We start from the raw sequence: 18,978 nt of genomic DNA on the forward strand, positions 1-18,978 counted from the left end.
CGTATTACTGTAATCAGGAGCCACCGTGCAAAGGATCAAGGGCTATCACGCCCACGTGTACTACGACGCATCGACCATGGAACAGGCCCGTGAGCTGTGCGAGGAGGCGGCGCGCCTGTTCTCCGTGACCATGGGGCGCATGCACCAGAAGCCGGTCGGGCCGCACCCGGACTGGAGCTGCCAGTTGGCCTTCGGGCCGGAATTGGTCGGCGTGGTGCTGCCGTGGCTGGCGCTGTATCGCAATGGGCTGGTGGTGTTCCTGCACCCGGAAACCGGGGATGAGCTGGCGGATCATCGCGATCATGCGATCTGGATGGGGGCGATCAGGCCGTTGGATCTGTCGATTTTCAAAGAGTAGATCGTTGTTGCCTGTGCGGGCCTCTTCGCGGGTAAACCCGCTCCCACAGGTCAGGTGAAACTATCAGGATCACACCATTACTGTGGGAGCGGGTTTACCCGCGAAGCAGGCGACGCGGATCAGGCCCGGGCGGCGCGCACGCCTTCGGCCAGCGCCGAGCACAGGCTCAGCACATCCTTCACTGCCTGGCCGGCATCCTTGGCCTGGGCGATCTTGTCGACCAGCGCCGAACCCACCACCACGCCATCGGCCAAACGGGCAATGGCGGCGGCCTGCTCAGGCGTGCGGATACCAAAGCCAACACTGATCGGCAGATCGGTATGCCGACGCAGGCGCGCAATGGCCTCGGTCACATGCTCGGTGGTTGCCGAACCGGCACCGGTCACACCGGCCACCGACACGTAGTAGACGAACCCGGAGCTGCGCTCCAGCACGCGCGGCAGGCGCGCATCGTCGGTGGTCGGGGTGGTCAGGCGGATGAAGTCGATACCCGCGGCCTGGGCCGGAGTGGCCAGCTCGGCGTCGTGCTCCGGTGGCAGGTCGACGATGATCAGGCCATCGACGCCGGCTTCCTTCGCCTCGGCGACGAACTGCGCCACGCCGAAACGGTGGATCGGGTTGTAGTAACCCATCAGTACGATCGGTGTGGTCTGGTTATCCACACGGAATTCGCGAACCATCTGCAGGGTCTTGGCCAGGGTCTGGCCGGCTTCCAGGGCGCGCAGGGTGGCGAGCTGGATGGCCACGCCGTCGGCCATGGGGTCAGTGAACGGCATCCCCAGTTCGATCACGTCGGCACCGGCCGCTGGCAGGCCCTTGAGGATCTCTAGCGAAGCGTCGTAGCCCGGGTCGCCGGCAGTGACGAAGGTGACCAGTGCCGAGCGGCCTTCGGCCTTCAGTTCGGCGAAGCGTTGTTCGAGACGGCTCATGCCTGTTTCTCCTGGGCGGCCATGTGGTTCATCACGGTTTGCATGTCCTTGTCACCACGACCGGACAGGCAGATCACCATCAGGTGGTCCTTGGGCAGCTTCGGCGCGCGCTTGATCGCCTCGGCCAGGGCGTGGGAGCTTTCCAGCGCCGGGATGATGCCCTCCAGGCGGCAGGTGGCGTGGAAGGCGTCGAGAGCCTCGTCGTCGGTGATACTGACGTACTCCACGCGCTTCACTTCGTGCAGGTAGGCGTGCTCCGGGCCGATGCCGGGGTAGTCCAGGCCTGCCGAGATCGAGTGGGCGTCGGTGATCTGGCCGTCGTCGTCCTGCAGCAGGTAGGTGCGGTTGCCGTGCAGCACGCCCGGCACGCCGCCGTTCAGGCTGGCCGCGTGCTTGTCGGTGTGCACGCCGTGGCCGCCGGCTTCGACGCCGATGATCTGCACGCTGGCATCATCGAGGAAGTCGTGGAACAGGCCCATGGCGTTGGAGCCGCCGCCGACGCAGGCGATCAGGCTGTCGGGCAGGCGCCCTTCCTTCTCCTGCAACTGGGCGCGGGTTTCCTTGCCGATGATCGACTGGAAGTCGCGGACCATCGCCGGGTACGGGTGGGGACCTGCCACGGTGCCGATCAGGTAGAAGGTGTCGTCGACGTTGGTGACCCAGTCACGCAGGGCCTCGTTCATGGCGTCCTTGAGCGTGCCGGTGCCGGCGGTCACCGGGACGATCTCGGCGCCCAGCAGCTTCATGCGGAACACGTTGGCCTGCTGACGCTCGATGTCGGTGGCGCCCATGTAGATCACGCAAGGCAGGCCGAAGCGCGCGGCGACGGTGGCTGTGGCCACGCCATGCATGCCGGCGCCGGTCTCGGCGATCAGGCGTTTCTTGCCCATGCGCTTGGCCAGCAGCACCTGGCCGATGCAGTTGTTCACCTTGTGCGCGCCGGTGTGGTTGAGCTCTTCGCGCTTGAAGAAGATCTTCGCGCCGCCGCAGTGCTCGGTCAGGCGCTCGGCGAAGTACAGCGGGTTGGGGCGGCCGATGTAGTCGCGCTGGAAGTAGGCCAGTTCTTCGAGGAACTTGGGGTCGGCCTTGGCGGCTTCGTATTCGCGGGCCAGGTCCAGCACCAGGGGCATCAGGGTTTCGGCCACGTAGCGGCCGCCGAACGAGCCGAACAGGCCGTTGGCATCGGGGCCGGCGCGGTATTGGGTCTGGGTCATGGGGCGCTCCATAAGCGGTGTATGGGTTGGGATCGTGCTGGCTTCTTCGCGGGTAAACCCGCTCCCACAGGTACGGCGTCGCACTTGGAATCTGTGGGAGCGGGCTTGCCCGCGAAGAGGCCGACACTGGTCGATGGGCTTTACTCTACCCACGACATGCCCGGCTGAAAACCGATAAGATTGCGAAAACCTGTCAGGAAAACTCACAAGTCAAATGGCCCAGGACCTTCCCCCCCTCAACGCCCTGCGGGCCTTCGAGGCGACCGCCCGGCTGAACAGTGTCAGCCAGGCTGCCGAAGTACTTCACGTCACCCATGGCGCCGTCAGCCGACAGATCAAGGTGCTTGAGGAGCATCTGGGCGTGGCCCTGTTCGCCAAGGACGGGCGTGGCGTCAAACTCACAGATGCCGGGGTGCGCCTGCGTGATGCCAGCTTCGAGGCCTTCGACCGCTTGCGCAGTGTCTGCGCCGAGCTTTCCCGCGATGCCGACGAAGCGCCCTTCGTGCTCGGTTGTTCCGGCAGCCTGCTGGCGCGCTGGTTCATCCCGCGCCTGGGACGTTTGAAGGCTGACCTGCCGGAGTTGCGCCTGCACCTTTCAGCTGGCGAAGGCGATCTCGATCCTCGCCGCCCGGGGCTGGATGCCCTGCTGGTCTATGCCGAACCGCCCTGGCCGGCGGACATGCAGGTGCATGTGCTCGCCGAAGAGCGGATCGGCCCGGTGATGAGCCCGCACTTCGAAGGCTTCGATCGTTTGAAAGCCGCGCCAGCCGTGGCTTTGCAACGAGAGGCGGTGTTGCACACGACCTCGCGGCCACAGGCCTGGCCGACCTGGGCGCAGCAGCATGGCATCGAGCCCGGCGCGCTGAGTTACGGCCAGGCATTCGAGCATTTGTACTACCTGCTGGAGGCGGCGGTGGCAGGGCTTGGCGTGGCCATCGCGCCACAACCACTGGTGGCGGACGACCTGAAGGCCGGGCGGCTGGCTGCGCCATGGGGCTTCTCACCGACCCGCGCCGCGTTGGCCCTGTGGGTGCCCCGGCGCGCCGCGGACGGGCGCGCCGAGCAGCTGGCGCAATGGCTGCGCCGGGAGCTGCAACAGCAGGCCGGCTAGCTGCGCCGGCACATCAGGTAGGCGGCCAGCAGGCCGAGGGCGCCGACTGCCACACCGGCGGTGGTCCAAGGGTGTTCCTGGGCATAGTCGCGGGTGGCGACACCGGTCTGGCGGGTGCGGGTCTTCACTTCCTCGTAGGCGTCACCGAGCAGGCTGCGTGAATGCTTGAGGGCGTTTTCGGCATTGCCGCGCAGCGCCTTCATGGTCTTGTGCGACTCCTCCGAGGCATCGTGCTTGAGGTGCTCCAGTGTCTTGAGCAGGCTTTCGATCTCGGCTTCCATGCTTTCCAGGGAGGCTTGGCGCAGGGAATTGCGTGGCATGTTGACTCTCCTTCGCGGTATGGGCTGTAAGGAGTGCGACTGCGCGGCAGTGGGAAAGTGCAGTCGAACTTTCTCCTGCGGCGATCGCTCGCAGGTAAACCGAGCCTGCGCTGCTAGGCTCAACGGACTACCCAACCAAGGAGAGCACTCATGTCGGATCATCACACCTACAAGAAGATCGAGCTGGTCGGATCCTCCCCCACCAGCATCGAAGAAGCGATCAACAATGCCCTGGCCGAGGCCGGCAAGAGCATCAAGCACCTGGAGTGGTTCGAGGTGGTCGATACCCGCGGGCATATCCGCGACAACAAGGCCGCGCACTTCCAGGTGACGCTGAAGGTGGGCTTTCGCATCGCCAACAGCTGAAACGAAGCTGGGCTAGGCTTGCCCGGCCTGATCGGGTAATAAGGTTGCAGGGCGCGAGCTTCGCGCCCTTTTCGTCTTTGATCTGTACAAGGAAAGCGATCGATGAAGAAGTTGATTCTGGCCGTGGGGCTGATGGCGTTGGCCGGTGGCGCACTGGCGGCGGGCAAGCCGTGCGAGGAGCTCAAGGCGGAGATTGCGGCGAAGCTGGATGCCAAGGGGGTGAAGGGCTATACGCTGGAGATCGTCAACAAGGGCGATCCGGCGGGCAAGGTGGTCGGCACCTGCGAGGGCGGGACCAAGGAGATTGTCTACCGCCGTGGCTGATGCGCTGGATTCTTCGCGGGCAAGCCCGCTCCCACAGGTATTCCACTGTTATCAAGGTCAGTGAGGTACCTGTGGGAGCGGGTTTACCCGCGAAGAAGATCACTCGGTCTTGAGGGCCTGCGCCATCAGCTCATAGGACCTGATCCGGTCGGCATGCTCATAAAGATCACTGGTAAAGATCAGCTCATCCGCCCCGGTCTGTTCCAGCAGCACCTCCACCTTCGCCCGCACCTTCTGCGGGCTGCCGATCATCGCCAGGCCCAGGAAGCTGCTCACCGCATCGCGCTCATGGGGCAGCCATAGTCCATTCATGCTTTCGACCGGCGGGCGCTGCATCAGGCTCTGGCCACGGATCAGCGCAAGGATGCGCTGGTACACCGACGTCGCCAGGTACTCGGCTTTTTCGTCGGTCTCGGCCACCACCATCGGGATGCCGAGCATCACGTAAGGCTTGTCCAGCGTGGTGGACGGCTTGAAATGGTCACGGTAGATGCGGATCGCCTCGTGCATGTAGCGTGGCGCGAAGTGCGAGGCGAAGGCATAGGGCATGCCGCGCATGCCGGCCAGTTGGGCGCTGAACAGGCTGGAGCCGAGCAGCCACATCGGCACCTCGGTGTCGTGACCGGGCACGGCGATCACTTTTTGATCATCGGTACGCGGGCCGAGGTAGCGTGACAGTTCCTCGACATCGTCGGGGAAGTCGTCGGCACTGCCGGAGCGTTCACGCCGCAGGGCGCGGGCGGTCATCTGGTCGGAACCCGGGGCGCGGCCCAGGCCCAGGTCGATACGGCCAGGGTACAGGCTGGCCAGGGTACCGAACTGCTCGGCAATCACCAGCGGCGCATGGTTGGGCAGCATCACCCCGCCGGAACCGATGCGGATGGTCGAGGTGCCACCGGCCAGGTAGCCGATCAGCACGGCGGTGGCCGAACTGGCGATGCCGTCCATGTTGTGGTGTTCGGCGACCCAGAAGCGGTTGTAGCCAAAGCGTTCGGCGTGCCGGGCCAGGTCCAGCGAGTTGTGCAGCGATTGCGCCGGGCTGCCATCGGCGCGCACGGGCACCAGGTCGAGGGTGGATATCTTCAGGTCTCGCAGGTGCGTCATTGGAGCCTCCGCTTCAGGTGATTGGCCAAGGGCCTTGCGAACTCTGTATGGGCATATTCGGCGGATTCAATGCCTGCCTGCAGATTGATCTGAACTTGGCGCAGGCCCAGTCCTCAGAACTGTACATACCCAACCCATGTCCGGGAGGCAGCATGAAAAAGACAGCATCGGCGGTCTGGCAAGGTGGTCTGAAGGACGGCAAAGGCCAGATTTCCACTGAAAGCGGCGCGCTCAAGCAGGCGCCCTACGGCTTCAACACCCGCTTCGAGGGCAGCCCCGGGACCAACCCGGAGGAGCTGATCGGCGCCGCCCATGCCGGGTGCTTCTCGATGGCGCTGTCGATGATGCTGGGCGAGGCGGGTTTCACCCCGGAACGTATCGATACCGTTGCCGAAGTGAGTCTCGACAAGCAGGCCGACGGCTTTGCCATTACCGCCGTGCACCTCACGCTCAAGGCAACAGTGCCGGGTGCCAGCGAAGCGCAATTCAAGGAGATCGCCAACAAGGCCAAGGCGGGTTGCCCGGTCTCCAAGGTACTGAACGCGACTATCAGCCTGGACGCCACCCTGCTTTCCTAGGCGGCGCAACGGCGGCGGTTTCCTGTAGTCTAAACAGCGTTGGCAGCTCGTCTGCCCTGTCTCAGGAGCCGTTCCATGATCCGCGTAGCAATTGGTGTGCTGGCTTCCCTGCTCGCCACGGTCGCACTGGCCGCGCCCAAGCCGTGCGAGGAACTGAAGGCCGAGATCGAAGCGAAGATCCAGGCGCGCGGGGTGACCTCCTACACGCTGGAGATCGTGCCTAACAGCGAAGTCCGCGATCAGAACATGATCGTGGGCAGCTGCGATGGCGGCACGAAGAAGATCATCTACCAGAAGAACGATAGGTAAGGCCGGCTTCCACCTCTGTAGGAGCGGCCTTGTGCCGCGATGGGGCTGCGCAGCAGCACCGGTGATTTTTGTTTGATGCTGAAATCCTGGCGTCCCTATCGCGACACAAGGCCGCTCCAGGCGAATGGCTGTGAGTCCTAGGGAATACAGGTCACGTTGCTCGGCTCGTTGACCACCACCTTGCGGTTGGCGTCGTACAGCAGCACCTGCGGTTGCATCGCCGGGGCCCGTGCCTCCAGGCGATAACGCTGGCCGGCCTTGAAGTCGTTGTAGCGCACGGTGAGATAGCAGGTTCGCTCGGTGGGGTCGGTGCTGAAGCCGCCGGAATGGATCTCGTAGTCAAAGCGCACCACCAGTTCGTGCTTGCCCGGCGTCACCTGGAAGTAGCGACCGTCATCCAGGCGCTGGCCGTCGAGGCGGTCGGCCATGATGGTCCTGCCGGGGGTGATGGTGTAGAGATCGACCCAGGCCTTGCCTGGGTCTACGGGCGGCAAGGGGCTGGCGCATGCCCCCAGTGCACTGAGGGCCATCAGCATCATGGGCTGGCGCATGGTGAAACTCCCGCTCGCGGTTCACAGGTTACAAGCATAGCGCCGTTCGCAGGGTTCAGGTGCGCTGGCAGCCTGCCGGCTCACCTTGGCCGATCAGTTTCTGCTGCTGGTCGTAGAGCTTGATCCAGGGGCGGAAACCGATGCTGCCCGCCTGCATCTGGTAGCGTTGCCCGGCGGTGAAGTCCTTGTAGCTGAGATTGAGCTGGCAGTCGCGCCACAGCGGCTCGTCCACCGGGCCGATGTTGCTGGGCGTCACGGTGAACTGGTAGCGCACGGTCAGCTCATGATTGCCGGGCTGCACCTGGAAATAGCGGGTGTCGGCCCAGTCGCGCTCATCGACCTGCAGGGCGTGCAGCGAGTCGTTGTCACCCGCGGCGAGGTCGATCCAGGCCTGGTTCGGGTCGGCGCGCGGCAGGAATGAGGCACAACCGGACAGCAGCACGAGCGTGCCGGCGGCAAACAGCAGAGTACGCATGGCGAAGCTTCCCCTTGGCGAGATAGTCTTGGTCGCATTCGGCCGACGAGCGAGATAGACAGCCTCGATGTTTGGACTTTTTCTTTTCATGCGCTGCAGCCGTCGGGCTCTGGACCGCGTTTTCACCCGGTTGGTTCCCGTGGCGCTGGGCGTCCTGCTGAGCGGTTGCTCCAGCGTGGGCTATTACGGCCAGTTGGCCGAGGGCCAGTGGCAGTTGTTGCGGGCGCGCCAGCCGCTGGATCGGGTGATCGAGGATCCGGCCACCAGCCCGGTGCTGCGCCAGCGCCTGTCGTTTGCCGAAAAGGCCCGGGCGTTTGCCAGCTCGCAGTTGAAGTTGCCGGACAACGGCAGTTACCGGGTCTACGCCGATTTGGGGCGACCGTATGTGGTGTGGAATGTGTTCGCGACACCTGAGCTGTCGTTGCAGCCGGTGACCCATTGCTTCCCCATCGCCGGCTGCGTGGCTTATCGAGGGTATTACCGGCAGGGCGCGGCCCGCGGCGCGGCGGCGTTGATGCGCCAGGAAGGCCTGGATGTCTATGTGGGAGGCGTGGAGGCTTACTCCACCCTGGGATGGTTCGATGACCCGATCCTGTCGACCATGGCCGGCTGGGGGGATGAGCGCCTGGCCACGGTGATCTTCCATGAGCTGGCGCACCAGCGCTTCTACGTGCAGGACGATACCGAGTTCAACGAGTCGTTCGCCTCGTTCGTCGAACAGGAGGGCACCCGGCAATGGCGCGCGGCACGTGGCTTGGCAGCCATCGACGAGGCTGGCGCCCGGCAGCGCGAGCAGTTCACCCGGCTGGTGCTGGCCAGCCGCGAGCGGTTGCAGGCGATCTATGCCGGGCCGTTGGATGAGGCGAGCAAACGGGCGGCCAAGCAGGCTGAGTTCGAGCGGTTGCGCCGGGAATACCGCGAGGTGCGGGATCGGGATTGGGGCGGGGATCGGCGGTTCGATGCCTGGATCTTTGCGCCATTGAACAATGCCAAGTTGTTGCCTTTTGGGCTTTATGACCAGTGGGTTCCGGCGTTTTCGCAGCTGTTCAAGGATGTTGGTGGGGATTGGCTGCGGTTTTACCAGCGAGTCGAAGAATTGGGTCGGATGCCCATTGATAGGCGCAAGGCACAGTTGGAGCGTCTGATGCCATCGCGGGGCAAGCCCGCTCCCACGCCATGATCAGCTGCCAGCGTGGGACAGAGGACAGCGTGGGAGCGGGCTTGCCCCGCGAAGAGGTCAGCGCGTAAAGGCCTGGTGCAACTCAGCCAGCGTCTCGAAATGGAACGCAGGCGCCTCGGCCTCCAGTTCCTCCCGGCTGCCGAACCCATAGCCCACCGCCACGGCCTGCAAGCCATTGCTGCGCGCACCGATCAGGTCATGCTTGCGGTCGCCGATCATCAGGGTCTGCGCCGGGTCGAGCCCTTCTTCGTCCAGCAGGTGGCGAATCAGCTCGACCTTGTTGGTGCGGGTGCCGTCCAGCTCGCTGCCGTAGATCACCTTGAAGTGCTGGTCGAACTCGAAATGCCGGGCGATCTCGCGGGCATACACCCACGGCTTGGAGGTGGCGATATACAGGGTGCGGCCTTGGCCGTTTAGCGCCTGCAGCAGCTCGGGTACGCCGTCGAACACCAGGTTCTCGTACAGCCCGGTGACCTTGAAGCGCTCGCGGTAGAAGTTCACCGCGTCCCAGGCCTTGGCCTCGTCGAAGCCATAGAACTGCATGAAGGCCTGCAACAGGGGCGGGCCGATGAAGTGCTCGAGGCGGGTCAGGTCCGGCTCGTCGATGCCCAGCTTGGCCAGGGCGTACTGGATCGAGCGGGTGATTCCTGAGCGCGGGTCGGTCAGGGTGCCGTCGAGGTCGAAAAGGATGTTCTGCTGGTGCATGATTTTCTCTATATCGGTTGGCAATTGCTTTGCCCAGCTTTCTGTAGGAGCGGCCTTGTGCCGCGAACGGGCTGCATCGCAGCCCCAGCCATTGGTGTCACATCATCGATTGCCGGGGCCGCTTTGCGGCCCTTTCCGGCCGGTCCGACGCCTCGGCAAGGCCGCTCCTACAGTGAATGTGCAATCCCACAGGATGAGCGGGCGTTACTGGTCGTAGCCTTCGGCCAGGTGCTGGTCCTTGAGCTTCACGTAGTTGCCGGCACTGTAGGCAAAGAACGCGTGTTCCTGCTCGCTCAGCAGGCGCACCTGCTTCACCGGGCTGCCCATGTACAGGTAGCCGCTGACCAGGCGCTTGCCCGGCGGCACCAGGCTGCCGGCGCCGATGATCACCTCGTCCTCGACGATGGCGCCGTCCATGAGGGTGCTGCCCATGCCGACCAGGATGCGGTTGCCCAGGGTACAGCCATGCAGCATGACTTTGTGACCGATGGTCACCTCGTCACCGATGATCAGCGGAAAACCGTCGGGGTTGAACGGCCCGGCGTGGGTGATGTGCAGCACGCTGGCGTCCTGCACGCTGGTGCGCGCGCCGATGCGGATGCGGTGCATGTCGCCGCGTACCACGGTCAGCGGCCAGATCGAGCTGTCCTCGCCGATCTCGACGTCGCCGATGACCACCGCCGAGCGGTCGACGAAGGCCCGTGCTCCCACTTTCGGCGTGTGTTGCTGGAAGGTCCGGAGGGCCATGATAGTGTTCCTCTGCAATGCCGATAGGCAGGCTGCCTGCTGCGGTCGGCGTCGATTGTAATTAAGATGGTCCCGTGTTTCTCCTGCCAAGGTACCCGAACCGTGAGTGCGAACAACCCGCTGCTGCAGTCCCATGATCTGCCGCCCTTCTCGGCAATCCGCGCCGAGCATGTGCTGCCGGCGATCGAGCAGATCCTCGCCGACAACCGCAAGGCCATCGCCGAGATCCTCGAAAAGCAGGGCAAGAACCCGACCTGGGTCGGCCTGGTGCTGGCGATGGACGAACTCAACGACCGCCTGGGCGCCGCCTGGAGCCCGGTCAGCCACCTCAATGCGGTGTGCAACAGCCAGGAACTGCGCGAGGCCTACGAGTCGTGCCTGCCGGCCCTGAGCGCCTATTCCACCGAACTGGGCCAGAATCGTGCCCTGTTCGAAGCCTATGAAGCCCTGGCCGCCAGCCCCGAGGCCGCCGGCTTCGATGTGGCGCAGAAGACCATCATCGACCACGCCCTGCGCGACTTCCGTCTGTCGGGCATCGACCTGCCGGCCGACAAGCAGCGGCGCTACGCCGAAGTGCAGAGCAAGCTCAGCGAGCTGGGCAGCCGCTTCTCCAACCAGCTGCTCGATGCCACCCAGGCCTGGACCAAGCACGTCACCGACGAGGCCGCCCTCGCCGGCCTGACCGACTCGGCCAAGGCGCAGATGGCCGCCGCCGCCCAGGCCAAGGGCCTCGACGGCTGGCTGATCACCCTGGAATTCCCCAGCTACTACGCGGTGATGACCTACGCCAGCGACCGCGCCCTGCGCGAAGAGCTGTATGCCGCCTACTGCACCCGCGCCTCCGACCAGGGCCCGAACGCCGGCCAGTTCGACAACGGCCCGGTGATGGAAGAGATCCTCGACCTGCGTCAGGAGCTGGCCGGGTTGTTGGGCTACCCGAACTTCGCCGAGCTGAGCCTGGCCACCAAGATGGCCGAGTCCAGCGACCAGGTGCTGAGCTTCCTGCGCGACCTGGCCAAGCGTTCCAAGCCGTTCGCCGCCCAGGACCTGGAACAGCTCAAGGCCTACGCCGCCGAGCAGGGTACCCCTGAGCTGGCCAGCTGGGACGCCGGTTACTTCGGCGAGAAGCTGCGCGAGCAGCGCTACAGCGTGTCGCAGGAAGCCCTGCGCGCCTACTTCCCGATCGACAAGGTGCTGACCGGCCTGTTCGCCATCGTCCAGCGCCTGTACGGCATCGAGATCGCCGAGCTCAAGGGCTTCGACAGCTGGCACCCGGACGTGCGCCTGTTCGAGATCAAGGAAAACGGCCAGCACGTCGGGCGCTTCTTCTTCGACCTCTATGCCCGCGCCAACAAGCGTGGCGGTGCCTGGATGGACGGCGCCCGCGATCATCGCCGCACCGCCGCCGGCTCGCTGCAGAGCCCGGTGGCCAACCTGGTGTGCAACTTCACCCCGGCCACGCCCGGCAAACCGGCGCTGCTGACCCACGACGAAGTCACCACCCTGTTCCACGAGTTCGGCCACGGCCTGCACCATCTGCTGACCCGCATCGAGCATGCTGGCGTGTCCGGCATCAACGGCGTGGCCTGGGACGCGGTGGAGCTGCCGAGCCAGTTCATGGAGAACTGGTGCTGGGAGCCCGAGGGCTTGGCGCTGATTTCCGGCCACTACGAGACCGGCGAACCACTGCCCCAGGACCTGCTGGACAAAATGCTGGCGGCGAAGAACTTCCAGTCCGGCATGATGATGGTGCGCCAGCTGGAGTTCTCGCTGTTCGACTTCGAGCTGCACGCCACCCACGGCGACGGCCGCGGCGTGCTGCAGGTGCTCGAAGGCGTGCGAGACGAGGTCTCGGTGATGCGTCCGCCGGCCTACAACCGTTTCCCCAACAGCTTCGCGCACATCTTCGCCGGCGGTTACGCGGCGGGTTACTACAGTTACAAGTGGGCCGAAGTGCTGTCGGCCGACGCCTTCTCGCGCTTCGAGGAAGAAGGCGTGCTGAACGCCGAGACCGGCCGTGCCTTCCGCGAAGCCATCCTGGCCCGTGGCGGCTCCCGTGAGCCGATGGTGCTGTTCGTCGACTTCCGTGGCCGTGAGCCTTCCATCGATGCATTGCTGCGCCACAGTGGCCTTACCGAGGACGCGGCGGCATGAGCGAGGTAGCCGTGAGCAAGAGCAAGCGACGTTTCATCGCCGGGGCGGTATGCCCGGCGTGCAGTGAGATGGACAAGCTGATGATGTGGAACGAGGACGGCGTGCCGCACCGCGAGTGCGTGGCCTGCGGGTTCACCGACACCCTGAACGAACAGGGCCTGTCGGTACCCTCGGAGCTGGGCACCCGGGTCAACCACCTGGCGCCCAAGGCGGCGCCGGCCAAGGTGCAGACCGTGCAGTTCTTCCCCAATCCGAAGCTGAAGAAGCCGGAGTAAGCCTGGGCCCGCTCTGCGGGCCATCGCGGCACAAGGCCGCTCCTACAGGCAATCGCGATCCCCTGTAGGAGCGGCCTTGTGCCGCGATGGGCCGTGCAACGGCCCCTGAATCCGCCTGACGGCACTGGCACTTCATTCAATCCCGGATTACTGTACGCACATACAGTAATTCGGGTTCTCACATGAAACCAGCCCCCATTCGCGGCCGCGGCACCGCCGACAACCCCCACAACCGCTTCGCCCCGAGCGTTTCAGTGGCCGAGGACGATGGCTGGTACCAGGAAGTCCCACTCACCCAGGGCACCGAGGTGCGGATCGAGACGGCCAAGACCATCATCGCCCGCAACACCTCCCCCGACCTGCCCTTCGACCGCTCCATCAACCCCTACCGTGGTTGCGAGCACGGCTGCATCTACTGCTATGCGCGCCCCAGCCATGCCTACTGGGACCTCTCTCCCGGTCTCGATTTCGAAACCAAGCTGATCGCCAAGACCAATGCCGCCGAAGTGCTTGAGCAGCAACTGAGCAAGCCGGGATACGTCTGTGCGCCGATCAACCTGGGTTCCAACACCGATCCCTACCAGCCCATCGAGCGTGAGCACCAGCTCACCCGGCGTCTGCTAGAGGTGCTGCTGCGCTACCGCCACCCGGTAACCATCGTCACCAAGGGCTCGCTGGTATTGCGCGACCTCGACCTTCTGAGCGAACTGGCCAGCCAGCGCCTGGCGCGGGTGATGATCAGCCTCACCACTCTCGACGATGAACTCAAGCGCACCCTCGAACCCCGCGCGGCCGCTCCGAAGGCGCGCCTGCGGGCGATCCGCGTGTTGCGTGAGGCCGGCGTTCCGGTGGGCGTGCTGTGTTCGCCGATGATCCCGATGATCAACGACAGCGAGCTGGAGCACCTGCTGGAGGCGGCGAAGGAAGCCGGCGCGCAGAGCGCAGCCTACATGATGCTGCGCCTGCCGCTGGAGGTGGCGCCGCTGTTCGAACAGTGGCTGCACGATCACTACCCGCAGCGGGCCGCGCATGTGCTGAGCTTGATCCGCCAGAGCCGGGGGGGCGAGTTGTATGACAGCCGTTTCGGCGCTCGGATGCGCGGCGAGGGAGTGTTCGCCGAGCTGTTGGCCCAGCGCTTTCGCAAGGCGGCCAGGCGGTTGGGGTTCGAGGGGCGTGAGGACCTGCAGCTCGATTGCAGCGCTTTCTGCGTCCCCGGCGCACAGATGGCGCTTTTCTAGCAGCGTAGTCTCTTTGTCCGAGAGCTATAAGTACAACTAACACAACCTAACAATTTCACTCATGAAGCTTGGCATCTGATGCTTTTTTGCTATTATCCAGTGCTCCCCTCGCCAATCCAGAACGCCCGTTCTAGAGCCTGCGCAATTAAGTTTCAGTTAAGTTTCCTACGCTAGCGTGAGTCATGAGTCAGCAGTGACTGTGATTATTTACCCGTGCGCGTCATCTAAATCCCCGCGTCACCCCAATCTTTCCCCGGTAACATGGAATTCACTTTCAAACCGTCAAGAGGATGAATCATGCCCGTCAAGGACCCATCCAAGGTTGTCCCGGCCGCACCCGCCGAAAGCGCCGATGCCGCCCTCAAGCATATCGTCGACGGCTTCCTGCGGTTCCACACCGAAGTCTTCCCCGAACAGCAAGAGCTGTTCAAGAAACTGGCCACCGCGCAGAAGCCGCGCGCCATGTTCATCACCTGCGCTGACTCGCGCATCGTGCCTGAGCTGATCACCCAGAGCTCGCCGGGCGACCTGTTCGTCACCCGTAACGTCGGCAACGTCGTGCCACCGTATGGCCAGATGAACGGTGGTGTGTCGAGTGCCATCGAATACGCGGTGCTGGCGCTGGGCGTGCACCACATCATCGTCTGCGGCCACTCCGACTGCGGCGCCATGCGCGCGGTGCTCAACCCGCAGTCGCTGGCCAAGATGCCGACCGTTTCCGCCTGGCTGCGTCACGCCGAGGTAGCGCGGACCGTGATCGAGGACAACTGCTCCTGCGGCAGCGAGCACGAGAGCATGCAACTGGTGACCAAGGAAAACGTCATCGCCCAGCTGCACCACCTGCGCACCCACCCTTCGGTCGCTTCGCGCCTGGCCGCCGGACAGCTGCATATCCATGGCTGGATCTACGACATCGAAACCAGCCAGATCGAAGCCTACGATGCCGCCAGCGATCGCTTCCTGCCGCTGACCGCCGGTGAGCCGATCCCCTCTGCCACACCGAGAGGCCGCTACTAAGCGACCCGAACACGCTGAACAAGCCTTGATTGCCGGCTGCACCCGATGGGTGCGGCGCGGCCTTCGCCTGCCTTGAATCTCCCTGAATACCTTGCCGGCACACCCGCTGGCGGCCCGCGCCTGCGCGTCATTCAGGGTTCCCCGTGCTAGCGGCCAGCGGAATGGCCGTGAATCTAGAAAGGAGCTACATGGTGAACATGACACAGATAAAGGCGGCCCTGCCGCGCGAGTTGCTGGCTTCGGTGGTGGTCTTCCTGGTCGCCCTGCCATTGTGCATGGGCATTGCCATTGCCTCGGGCATGCCACCGGCCAAAGGACTGATCACCGGGATCATCGGCGGTATCGTGGTGGGCTTTCTCGCCGGCTCGCCGTTGCAGGTCAGCGGCCCGGCGGCCGGCCTGGCGGTGCTGGTGTTCGAACTGGTGCGCCAACATGGCGTGGCCATGCTCGGGCCGATCCTGTTGCTGGCCGGATTGCTGCAGCTGCTGGCCGGGCGCCTGCGCCTGGGTTGCTGGTTCCGGGTCACGGCGCCGGCGGTGGTGTACGGTATGTTGGCCGGGATCGGCGTGCTGATCGTGCTGTCCCAGGTGCATGTGATGTTCGATACGGCGCCTCAGCCCTCGGGTGTGGATAACCTGCTGGGCTTCCCGGCGACGCTGGCTTCGGCCCTGCCGCTGGAAAGCGCGGGCAATGGTTGGCAGGCCGGTGCGCTTGGGCTGGGTACTATCGCCATCATGTGGGGCTGGGAGCGCCTGCGCCCGCAGCGCCTGCGCTTCATTCCCGGAGCCCTGCTCGGGGTGGCGGCAATGACCGCCGTCAGCCTGTGGCTGGCGCTGCCGGTCAACCGTGTGCAGGTGCCGGCCGATCTGTCCGAAGCCATCGACTGGCTGCGTCCGGACGACCTGCTCAAGCTCGCCGACCCGACCCTGCTGGTGGCGGCCTTCGCCCTGGCCTTCATCGCCAGCGCCGAGACCTTGCTGTCCGCTGCCGCCGTCGACCGCATGCACAGCGGCCAGCGTTCGGACTTCGACCGGGAGCTGTCGGCGCAGGGCATTGGCAACATGCTCTGCGGGGTGCTGGGTGCGCTGCCGATGACCGGGGTGATCGTGCGCAGCTCGGCCAACGTCCAGGCCGGCGCCCAGACTCGGGCCTCGGCGATATTCCATGGGCTCTGGCTGCTGGCCTTCGTGGTGGCGCTGAGTAGCTTGCTGCAGCAGATCCCGGTGGCCAGCCTGGCTGGGGTGCTGGTCTATACCGGCGTGAAGCTGGTGGACTTCAAGGCGTTCCGTGGCCTGGGCCGCTATGGGCGGATGCCGATGTTCACCTATGCGGCGACGGCACTGGCGATCATCTTTACCGACCTGTTGACCGGCGTATTGCTGGGCTTTGCCCTGACCCTGCTGAAGCTGGCACTGAAGGCGGCGCGGTTGAAGATTAACCTGGTGGCGTTGGGTACGCCGGGGCACATGGAACTGCGCCTGAGTGGGGCGGCGACCTTCCTCAAGGTGCCGGCGCTGACCCAGGTGCTTGATACCGTGCCGGAGGGGACGACATTGCATGTGCCGCTGGGCAACCTGAGCTATATCGACCATTCCTGCCTGGAGTTGCTCGAGGACTGGGGGCGCAGCGGCGCGGCCAAGGGCTCGCGGCTGGTGCTGGAGCAGCGGCGTCTGAAGCGGCGGGTCGAGGGACGGTTGCGGACTACGGCGGGGGTCGGGGTTTAGTCTGTCAGATTGCAGGGGCCGCTTTGCGGCCCTTTCGCGGCACAAGGCCGCTCCTACAAGAGATCGCGTTCCCTTGTAGGAGCGGCCTTGTGCCGCGAAAGGGCTGCGCAGCAGCCCCGGCGATTTCGAACGTTGCTCAGGCCGACTGCCCCAATTCCACACCAAGCTGGCGCGACAGGCACGGCCAGCGTTTCCACGCAGCACCAGTTGCCGGGCTCGACAGCTTGTCGCGGTAGACCTCCACCGATTCCACGGCGAAGCTCTCCTCATCGAGCATCTTGTCCACCGAATGGTGCACCACCTCATCCAGCTGGTTGGCAAACGTCTCGCCGATCAGCTGATGGGCGATCAGGTTGGCGACCGTGGTATCCACCGGAATCAGCGGCTGCTGGAAGTGGCGGATATACAGGTCGTTGACCTCCTCGACCAGACGATGAGCCAGGTAGGCCTCGTCCAGCAGGCAATCCAGCCCGACCTGCCCCGCCATCACGCTCGGCGGCTGCAGGAAGTAGGCCTCGGCAATCTTCAGTACCGGTTTGATCTGCGTCTCGATGCCTGCTTCGAGCGCCACGTTGTGCGCGGCCTCGAGCAGTTCCGGAACCTCGTTGATGTAGGCGCCGACGAAGCGCGCCAAGGTACCCTGGGCATCCTGCTGGGGTAGTTGGATCGATGGATGCAGGTGTGGCAGTTGCAGTTCGAGGCGGGCTTTCAGTTGGCCTGTGCGGCTCTCATGTTGATGGGCGTTTTCGATCTGCTCGCGTACAGCAGCGATGTTCATGACAACTCCAGGGGCATGGCGTTACAAACGGAAGACACTAAGTTAGCTTGCTTACGAGAATGGCTAAGACGCATTTGTTATATCTCTGAGGCACGTGTAGGAAATTGGCTATATCAATGTGCCATTATTGTGCCCCGGCCCAGCATTCATGCGGCTTTCAGCGCAAACGTTTGGTTGAGTGAAGATCATTTCAAGTGCTGCGTTGCGCACCATTGGTCGGTGTCTATACTCCGGGTGAAACGTGATTCGTTGATGAGGCCCGACTGCCTTAAGCAGGGGGCTCGGTCGTCGAAGCCAGGCAGTCTTGGCCACCGTTCCCCCCTTTGTCGTAGCAGGTCGTCCACGCCTCCGGGACTACAAGAACGATAAGGGGAACCCGCAATGATGCGACATCCACATGTCTGGATGGGCCTGTTGCTGTGGTCGGTTTTCGGTCAGGCACAGGCAGCATGGACGGTGAACATGGCGCCCGGGGCGACGGAAGTCTCCCACGCAGTGTTCGACCTGCACATGACCATCTTCTGGATCTGCGTGATCATCGGCATCGTGGTGTTCGGCGCGATGTTCTGGTCGATGGTCATCCACCGCCGCTCGACCGGGCAAAAGGCTGCGCACTTCCATGAGCACACCTGGGTCGAGATCCTCTGGACGGTGGTCCCTTTCCTGATCCTGGTGGTGATGGCCATCCCGGCCACCAAGACCCTGATCGACATCTACGACGCCAGCGAGTCCGACATCGACATCCAGGTCACCGGCTACCAGTGGAAGTGGCACTACAAGTACCTGGGCCAGGACGTCGAGTTCTTCAGCAACCTGGCCACCCCCGCCGAGCAGATCCACAACAAGTCGCCGAAGGACGAGCACTACCTGCTCGAAGTCGACCAGCCGCTGGTGCTGCCGGTGGGCGCCAAGGTGCGCTTCCTGGTGACCGCCGCCGACGTCATTCACTCCTGGTGGGTACCGGCCTTCGCGGTCAAGCGCGACGCCATCCCCGGTTTCGTCAACGAGGCCTGGACCCGGGTCGAGAAGCCGGGCATCTACCGTGGCCAGTGCACCGAGCTGTGCGGCAAGGACCACGGTTTCATGCCGGTGGTGGTCGAGGTGAAGTCCAAGGCCGACTACGACACCTGGCTCGGCGAGCGCAAGGCCGAGGCGGCCAAGCTCAAGGAGCTGACCAGCAAGGAATGGACCCTCGAAGAGCTGGTCGCGCGCGGCGACAAGGTCTACCACACCACCTGCGTGGCCTGTCACCAGGCCGAAGGCCAGGGCCTGCCGCCGATGTTCCCGGCGCTCAAGGGCTCGAAGATCGCCACCGGGCCCAAGGACGCCCACCTGGGCATCGTCTTCCACGGCAAGCCCGGCACCGCCATGGCGGCGTTCGGCAAGCAGCTTTCGGAAGTCGACATCGCCGCCGTGGTCACCTACGAGCGCAATGCCTGGGGCAACAACAAGGGCGACATGGTCACGCCGAAGGACGTGCTGGCGCTCAAGCAGGCCGAAGCGCAATGAGCCGGGCTAGCC

22 protein-coding genes are annotated in these 18,978 nt (G+C 64.4%); 13 read left to right on the plus strand and 9 right to left on the minus strand.

Annotated elements, in window-relative coordinates:
• The first annotated feature begins 25 nt into the window (after positions 1-25).
• Positions 26-358 (plus strand): DOPA 4,5-dioxygenase family protein, encoded by a 333-nt coding sequence (locus PRtIB026_RS03130; RefSeq protein ID WP_203649193.1) that lies wholly within the window; start codon positions 26-28, stop codon positions 356-358.
• A 119-nt stretch (positions 359-477) separates the two neighbouring features.
• Here PRtIB026_RS03130 and trpA read toward each other — a convergent pair whose 3' ends face one another.
• Together trpA and trpB are read right to left on the minus strand one after the other, a co-directional pair.
• Complete coding sequence (gene trpA, locus PRtIB026_RS03135; RefSeq protein WP_203649191.1) at positions 478-1,287, minus strand: tryptophan synthase subunit alpha; 810 nt, start codon at positions 1,285-1,287, stop codon at positions 478-480.
• Entirely contained in the window at positions 1,284-2,501 is a 1,218-nt protein-coding gene (gene trpB / locus PRtIB026_RS03140) for a tryptophan synthase subunit beta (protein ID WP_110736082.1), read from the minus strand. The genes trpA and trpB overlap by 4 nt, the downstream gene beginning before the upstream one ends.
• Before the next feature lie 214 nt (positions 2,502-2,715).
• On the opposite strand from trpB, the gene PRtIB026_RS03145 reads away from it, so the two are divergent.
• Positions 2,716-3,612 (plus strand): LysR family transcriptional regulator, encoded by an 897-nt coding sequence (locus PRtIB026_RS03145; RefSeq protein WP_232855455.1) that lies wholly within the window; start codon positions 2,716-2,718, stop codon positions 3,610-3,612.
• On the opposite strand, the gene PRtIB026_RS03150 is transcribed toward PRtIB026_RS03145, so the two are convergent.
• Positions 3,609-3,932 (minus strand): DUF883 family protein, encoded by a 324-nt coding sequence (locus tag PRtIB026_RS03150; RefSeq protein ID WP_203649189.1) that lies wholly within the window; start codon positions 3,930-3,932, stop codon positions 3,609-3,611. The genes PRtIB026_RS03145 and PRtIB026_RS03150 overlap by 4 nt on opposite strands.
• 150 nt (positions 3,933-4,082) lie before the next feature.
• Between PRtIB026_RS03150 and PRtIB026_RS03155 the strand changes: the two genes are divergently transcribed.
• Both PRtIB026_RS03155 and PRtIB026_RS03160 read left to right on the plus strand, forming a co-directional pair.
• Positions 4,083-4,298: a dodecin gene (locus PRtIB026_RS03155; RefSeq protein WP_011531496.1), complete on the plus strand. Its 216-nt coding sequence runs from the start codon at positions 4,083-4,085 to the stop codon at positions 4,296-4,298.
• A gap of 102 nt (positions 4,299-4,400) precedes the next feature.
• Positions 4,401-4,622 (plus strand): DUF1161 domain-containing protein, encoded by a 222-nt coding sequence (locus PRtIB026_RS03160; protein WP_110736077.1) that lies wholly within the window; start codon positions 4,401-4,403, stop codon positions 4,620-4,622.
• A gap of 99 nt (positions 4,623-4,721) precedes the next feature.
• Here PRtIB026_RS03160 and PRtIB026_RS03165 read toward each other — a convergent pair whose 3' ends face one another.
• Positions 4,722-5,726, minus strand: coding sequence for an LLM class flavin-dependent oxidoreductase (locus tag PRtIB026_RS03165; RefSeq protein WP_203649187.1), 1,005 nt, complete (start codon positions 5,724-5,726; stop codon positions 4,722-4,724).
• Between the two features lie 152 nt (positions 5,727-5,878).
• Between PRtIB026_RS03165 and PRtIB026_RS03170 the strand changes: the two genes are divergently transcribed.
• Both PRtIB026_RS03170 and PRtIB026_RS03175 read left to right on the plus strand, forming a co-directional pair.
• Positions 5,879-6,304, plus strand: a complete 426-nt coding sequence (locus tag PRtIB026_RS03170; RefSeq protein WP_203649185.1) for an OsmC family protein — start codon at positions 5,879-5,881, stop codon at positions 6,302-6,304.
• Positions 6,305-6,379: 75 nt separating this feature from the next.
• Complete coding sequence (locus PRtIB026_RS03175; protein WP_203649183.1) at positions 6,380-6,613, plus strand: DUF1161 domain-containing protein; 234 nt, start codon at positions 6,380-6,382, stop codon at positions 6,611-6,613.
• A 137-nt stretch (positions 6,614-6,750) separates the two neighbouring features.
• Here the strand turns inward: PRtIB026_RS03175 and PRtIB026_RS03180 are convergent, their stop codons facing one another.
• Together PRtIB026_RS03180 and PRtIB026_RS03185 are read right to left on the minus strand one after the other, a co-directional pair.
• On the minus strand, positions 6,751-7,164 hold the full coding sequence (locus tag PRtIB026_RS03180; RefSeq protein WP_203649181.1) for a hypothetical protein: 414 nt from the start codon (positions 7,162-7,164) through the stop codon (positions 6,751-6,753).
• Positions 7,165-7,219: 55 nt separating this feature from the next.
• Entirely contained in the window at positions 7,220-7,639 is a 420-nt protein-coding gene (locus PRtIB026_RS03185; protein WP_203649179.1) for a hypothetical protein, read from the minus strand.
• Positions 7,640-7,727: 88 nt separating this feature from the next.
• On the opposite strand from PRtIB026_RS03185, the gene PRtIB026_RS03190 reads away from it, so the two are divergent.
• The gene (locus PRtIB026_RS03190) at positions 7,728-8,819 is read left to right on the plus strand and encodes an aminopeptidase (protein WP_203649177.1); all 1,092 of its coding nucleotides are present in this window, start codon (positions 7,728-7,730) and stop codon (positions 8,817-8,819) included.
• Positions 8,820-8,876: 57 nt separating this feature from the next.
• On the opposite strand, the gene PRtIB026_RS03195 is transcribed toward PRtIB026_RS03190, so the two are convergent.
• On the minus strand, positions 8,877-9,524 hold the full coding sequence (locus tag PRtIB026_RS03195; RefSeq protein ID WP_203649175.1) for an HAD family hydrolase: 648 nt from the start codon (positions 9,522-9,524) through the stop codon (positions 8,877-8,879).
• A gap of 204 nt (positions 9,525-9,728) precedes the next feature.
• On the minus strand, positions 9,729-10,271 hold the full coding sequence (locus tag PRtIB026_RS03200; protein ID WP_203649173.1) for a gamma carbonic anhydrase family protein: 543 nt from the start codon (positions 10,269-10,271) through the stop codon (positions 9,729-9,731).
• 66 nt (positions 10,272-10,337) lie between these two features.
• Between PRtIB026_RS03200 and prlC the strand changes: the two genes are divergently transcribed.
• The 5 genes from prlC (at position 10,338) to PRtIB026_RS03225 (ending at position 16,679) form a co-directional block, all read left to right on the plus strand.
• A complete protein-coding gene (prlC, locus tag PRtIB026_RS03205) occupies positions 10,338-12,425 on the plus strand; it encodes an oligopeptidase A (RefSeq protein WP_203649171.1) in 2,088 nt (695 codons plus the stop codon).
• A complete protein-coding gene (locus PRtIB026_RS03210) occupies positions 12,422-12,700 on the plus strand; it encodes a YheV family putative zinc ribbon protein (protein WP_110736062.1) in 279 nt (92 codons plus the stop codon). The genes prlC and PRtIB026_RS03210 overlap by 4 nt, the downstream gene beginning before the upstream one ends.
• Before the next feature lie 182 nt (positions 12,701-12,882).
• Positions 12,883-13,938, plus strand: coding sequence for a PA0069 family radical SAM protein (locus PRtIB026_RS03215; RefSeq protein WP_267813559.1), 1,056 nt, complete (start codon positions 12,883-12,885; stop codon positions 13,936-13,938).
• Positions 13,939-14,235: 297 nt separating this feature from the next.
• Entirely contained in the window at positions 14,236-14,955 is a 720-nt protein-coding gene (locus PRtIB026_RS03220; RefSeq protein WP_203649169.1) for a carbonic anhydrase, read from the plus strand.
• A gap of 188 nt (positions 14,956-15,143) precedes the next feature.
• Positions 15,144-16,679: a SulP family inorganic anion transporter gene (locus tag PRtIB026_RS03225; protein ID WP_267967089.1), complete on the plus strand. Its 1,536-nt coding sequence runs from the start codon at positions 15,144-15,146 to the stop codon at positions 16,677-16,679.
• 136 nt (positions 16,680-16,815) lie between these two features.
• On the opposite strand, the gene PRtIB026_RS03230 is transcribed toward PRtIB026_RS03225, so the two are convergent.
• Positions 16,816-17,457, minus strand: a complete 642-nt coding sequence (locus PRtIB026_RS03230) for a hypothetical protein (RefSeq protein WP_203649165.1) — start codon at positions 17,455-17,457, stop codon at positions 16,816-16,818.
• A 381-nt stretch (positions 17,458-17,838) separates the two neighbouring features.
• Here PRtIB026_RS03230 and coxB point away from each other — a divergent pair, with 381 nt between their 5' ends.
• Positions 17,839-18,966, plus strand: coding sequence for a cytochrome c oxidase subunit II (coxB, locus tag PRtIB026_RS03235; protein WP_203649163.1), 1,128 nt, complete (start codon positions 17,839-17,841; stop codon positions 18,964-18,966).
• Positions 18,967-18,978: the final 12 nt, after the last annotated feature.

Source organism: Pseudomonas sp. RtIB026 (genome assembly GCF_016861355.2).
Taxonomy (GTDB): domain Bacteria; phylum Pseudomonadota; class Gammaproteobacteria; order Pseudomonadales; family Pseudomonadaceae; genus Aquipseudomonas; species Aquipseudomonas peradeniyensis.

Bases quoted from the DNA above. Each gene is read 5' to 3' on its own strand.
- trpB (WP_110736082.1), bottom strand. From the start codon at position 2,501: ATGACCCAGACCCAATACCGCGCCGGCCCCGATGCCAACGGCCTGTTC.
- PRtIB026_RS03195 (WP_203649175.1), bottom strand. From the start codon at position 9,524: ATGCACCAGCAGAACATCCTTTTCGACCTCGACGGCACCCTGACCGAC.
- coxB (WP_203649163.1), top strand. From the start codon at position 17,839: ATGATGCGACATCCACATGTCTGGATGGGCCTGTTGCTGTGGTCGGTT.
- PRtIB026_RS03160 (WP_110736077.1), top strand. From the start codon at position 4,401: ATGAAGAAGTTGATTCTGGCCGTGGGGCTGATGGCGTTGGCCGGTGGC.
- PRtIB026_RS03215 (WP_267813559.1), top strand. From the start codon at position 12,883: ATGAAACCAGCCCCCATTCGCGGCCGCGGCACCGCCGACAACCCCCAC.
- trpA (WP_203649191.1), bottom strand. From the start codon at position 1,287: ATGAGCCGTCTCGAACAACGCTTCGCCGAACTGAAGGCCGAAGGCCGC.
- PRtIB026_RS03230 (WP_203649165.1), bottom strand. From the start codon at position 17,457: ATGAACATCGCTGCTGTACGCGAGCAGATCGAAAACGCCCATCAACAT.
- PRtIB026_RS03185 (WP_203649179.1), bottom strand. From the start codon at position 7,639: ATGCGTACTCTGCTGTTTGCCGCCGGCACGCTCGTGCTGCTGTCCGGT.
- PRtIB026_RS03170 (WP_203649185.1), top strand. From the start codon at position 5,879: ATGAAAAAGACAGCATCGGCGGTCTGGCAAGGTGGTCTGAAGGACGGC.
- PRtIB026_RS03220 (WP_203649169.1), top strand. From the start codon at position 14,236: ATGCCCGTCAAGGACCCATCCAAGGTTGTCCCGGCCGCACCCGCCGAA.
- PRtIB026_RS03190 (WP_203649177.1), top strand. From the start codon at position 7,728: ATGCGCTGCAGCCGTCGGGCTCTGGACCGCGTTTTCACCCGGTTGGTT.
- PRtIB026_RS03180 (WP_203649181.1), bottom strand. From the start codon at position 7,164: ATGCGCCAGCCCATGATGCTGATGGCCCTCAGTGCACTGGGGGCATGC.
- PRtIB026_RS03210 (WP_110736062.1), top strand. From the start codon at position 12,422: ATGAGCGAGGTAGCCGTGAGCAAGAGCAAGCGACGTTTCATCGCCGGG.
- prlC (WP_203649171.1), top strand. From the start codon at position 10,338: ATGGTCCCGTGTTTCTCCTGCCAAGGTACCCGAACCGTGAGTGCGAAC.
- PRtIB026_RS03175 (WP_203649183.1), top strand. From the start codon at position 6,380: ATGATCCGCGTAGCAATTGGTGTGCTGGCTTCCCTGCTCGCCACGGTC.
- PRtIB026_RS03145 (WP_232855455.1), top strand. From the start codon at position 2,716: ATGGCCCAGGACCTTCCCCCCCTCAACGCCCTGCGGGCCTTCGAGGCG.
- PRtIB026_RS03165 (WP_203649187.1), bottom strand. From the start codon at position 5,726: ATGACGCACCTGCGAGACCTGAAGATATCCACCCTCGACCTGGTGCCC.
- PRtIB026_RS03200 (WP_203649173.1), bottom strand. From the start codon at position 10,271: ATGGCCCTCCGGACCTTCCAGCAACACACGCCGAAAGTGGGAGCACGG.
- PRtIB026_RS03150 (WP_203649189.1), bottom strand. From the start codon at position 3,932: ATGCCACGCAATTCCCTGCGCCAAGCCTCCCTGGAAAGCATGGAAGCC.
- PRtIB026_RS03225 (WP_267967089.1), top strand. From the start codon at position 15,144: ATGGTGAACATGACACAGATAAAGGCGGCCCTGCCGCGCGAGTTGCTG.
- PRtIB026_RS03155 (WP_011531496.1), top strand. From the start codon at position 4,083: ATGTCGGATCATCACACCTACAAGAAGATCGAGCTGGTCGGATCCTCC.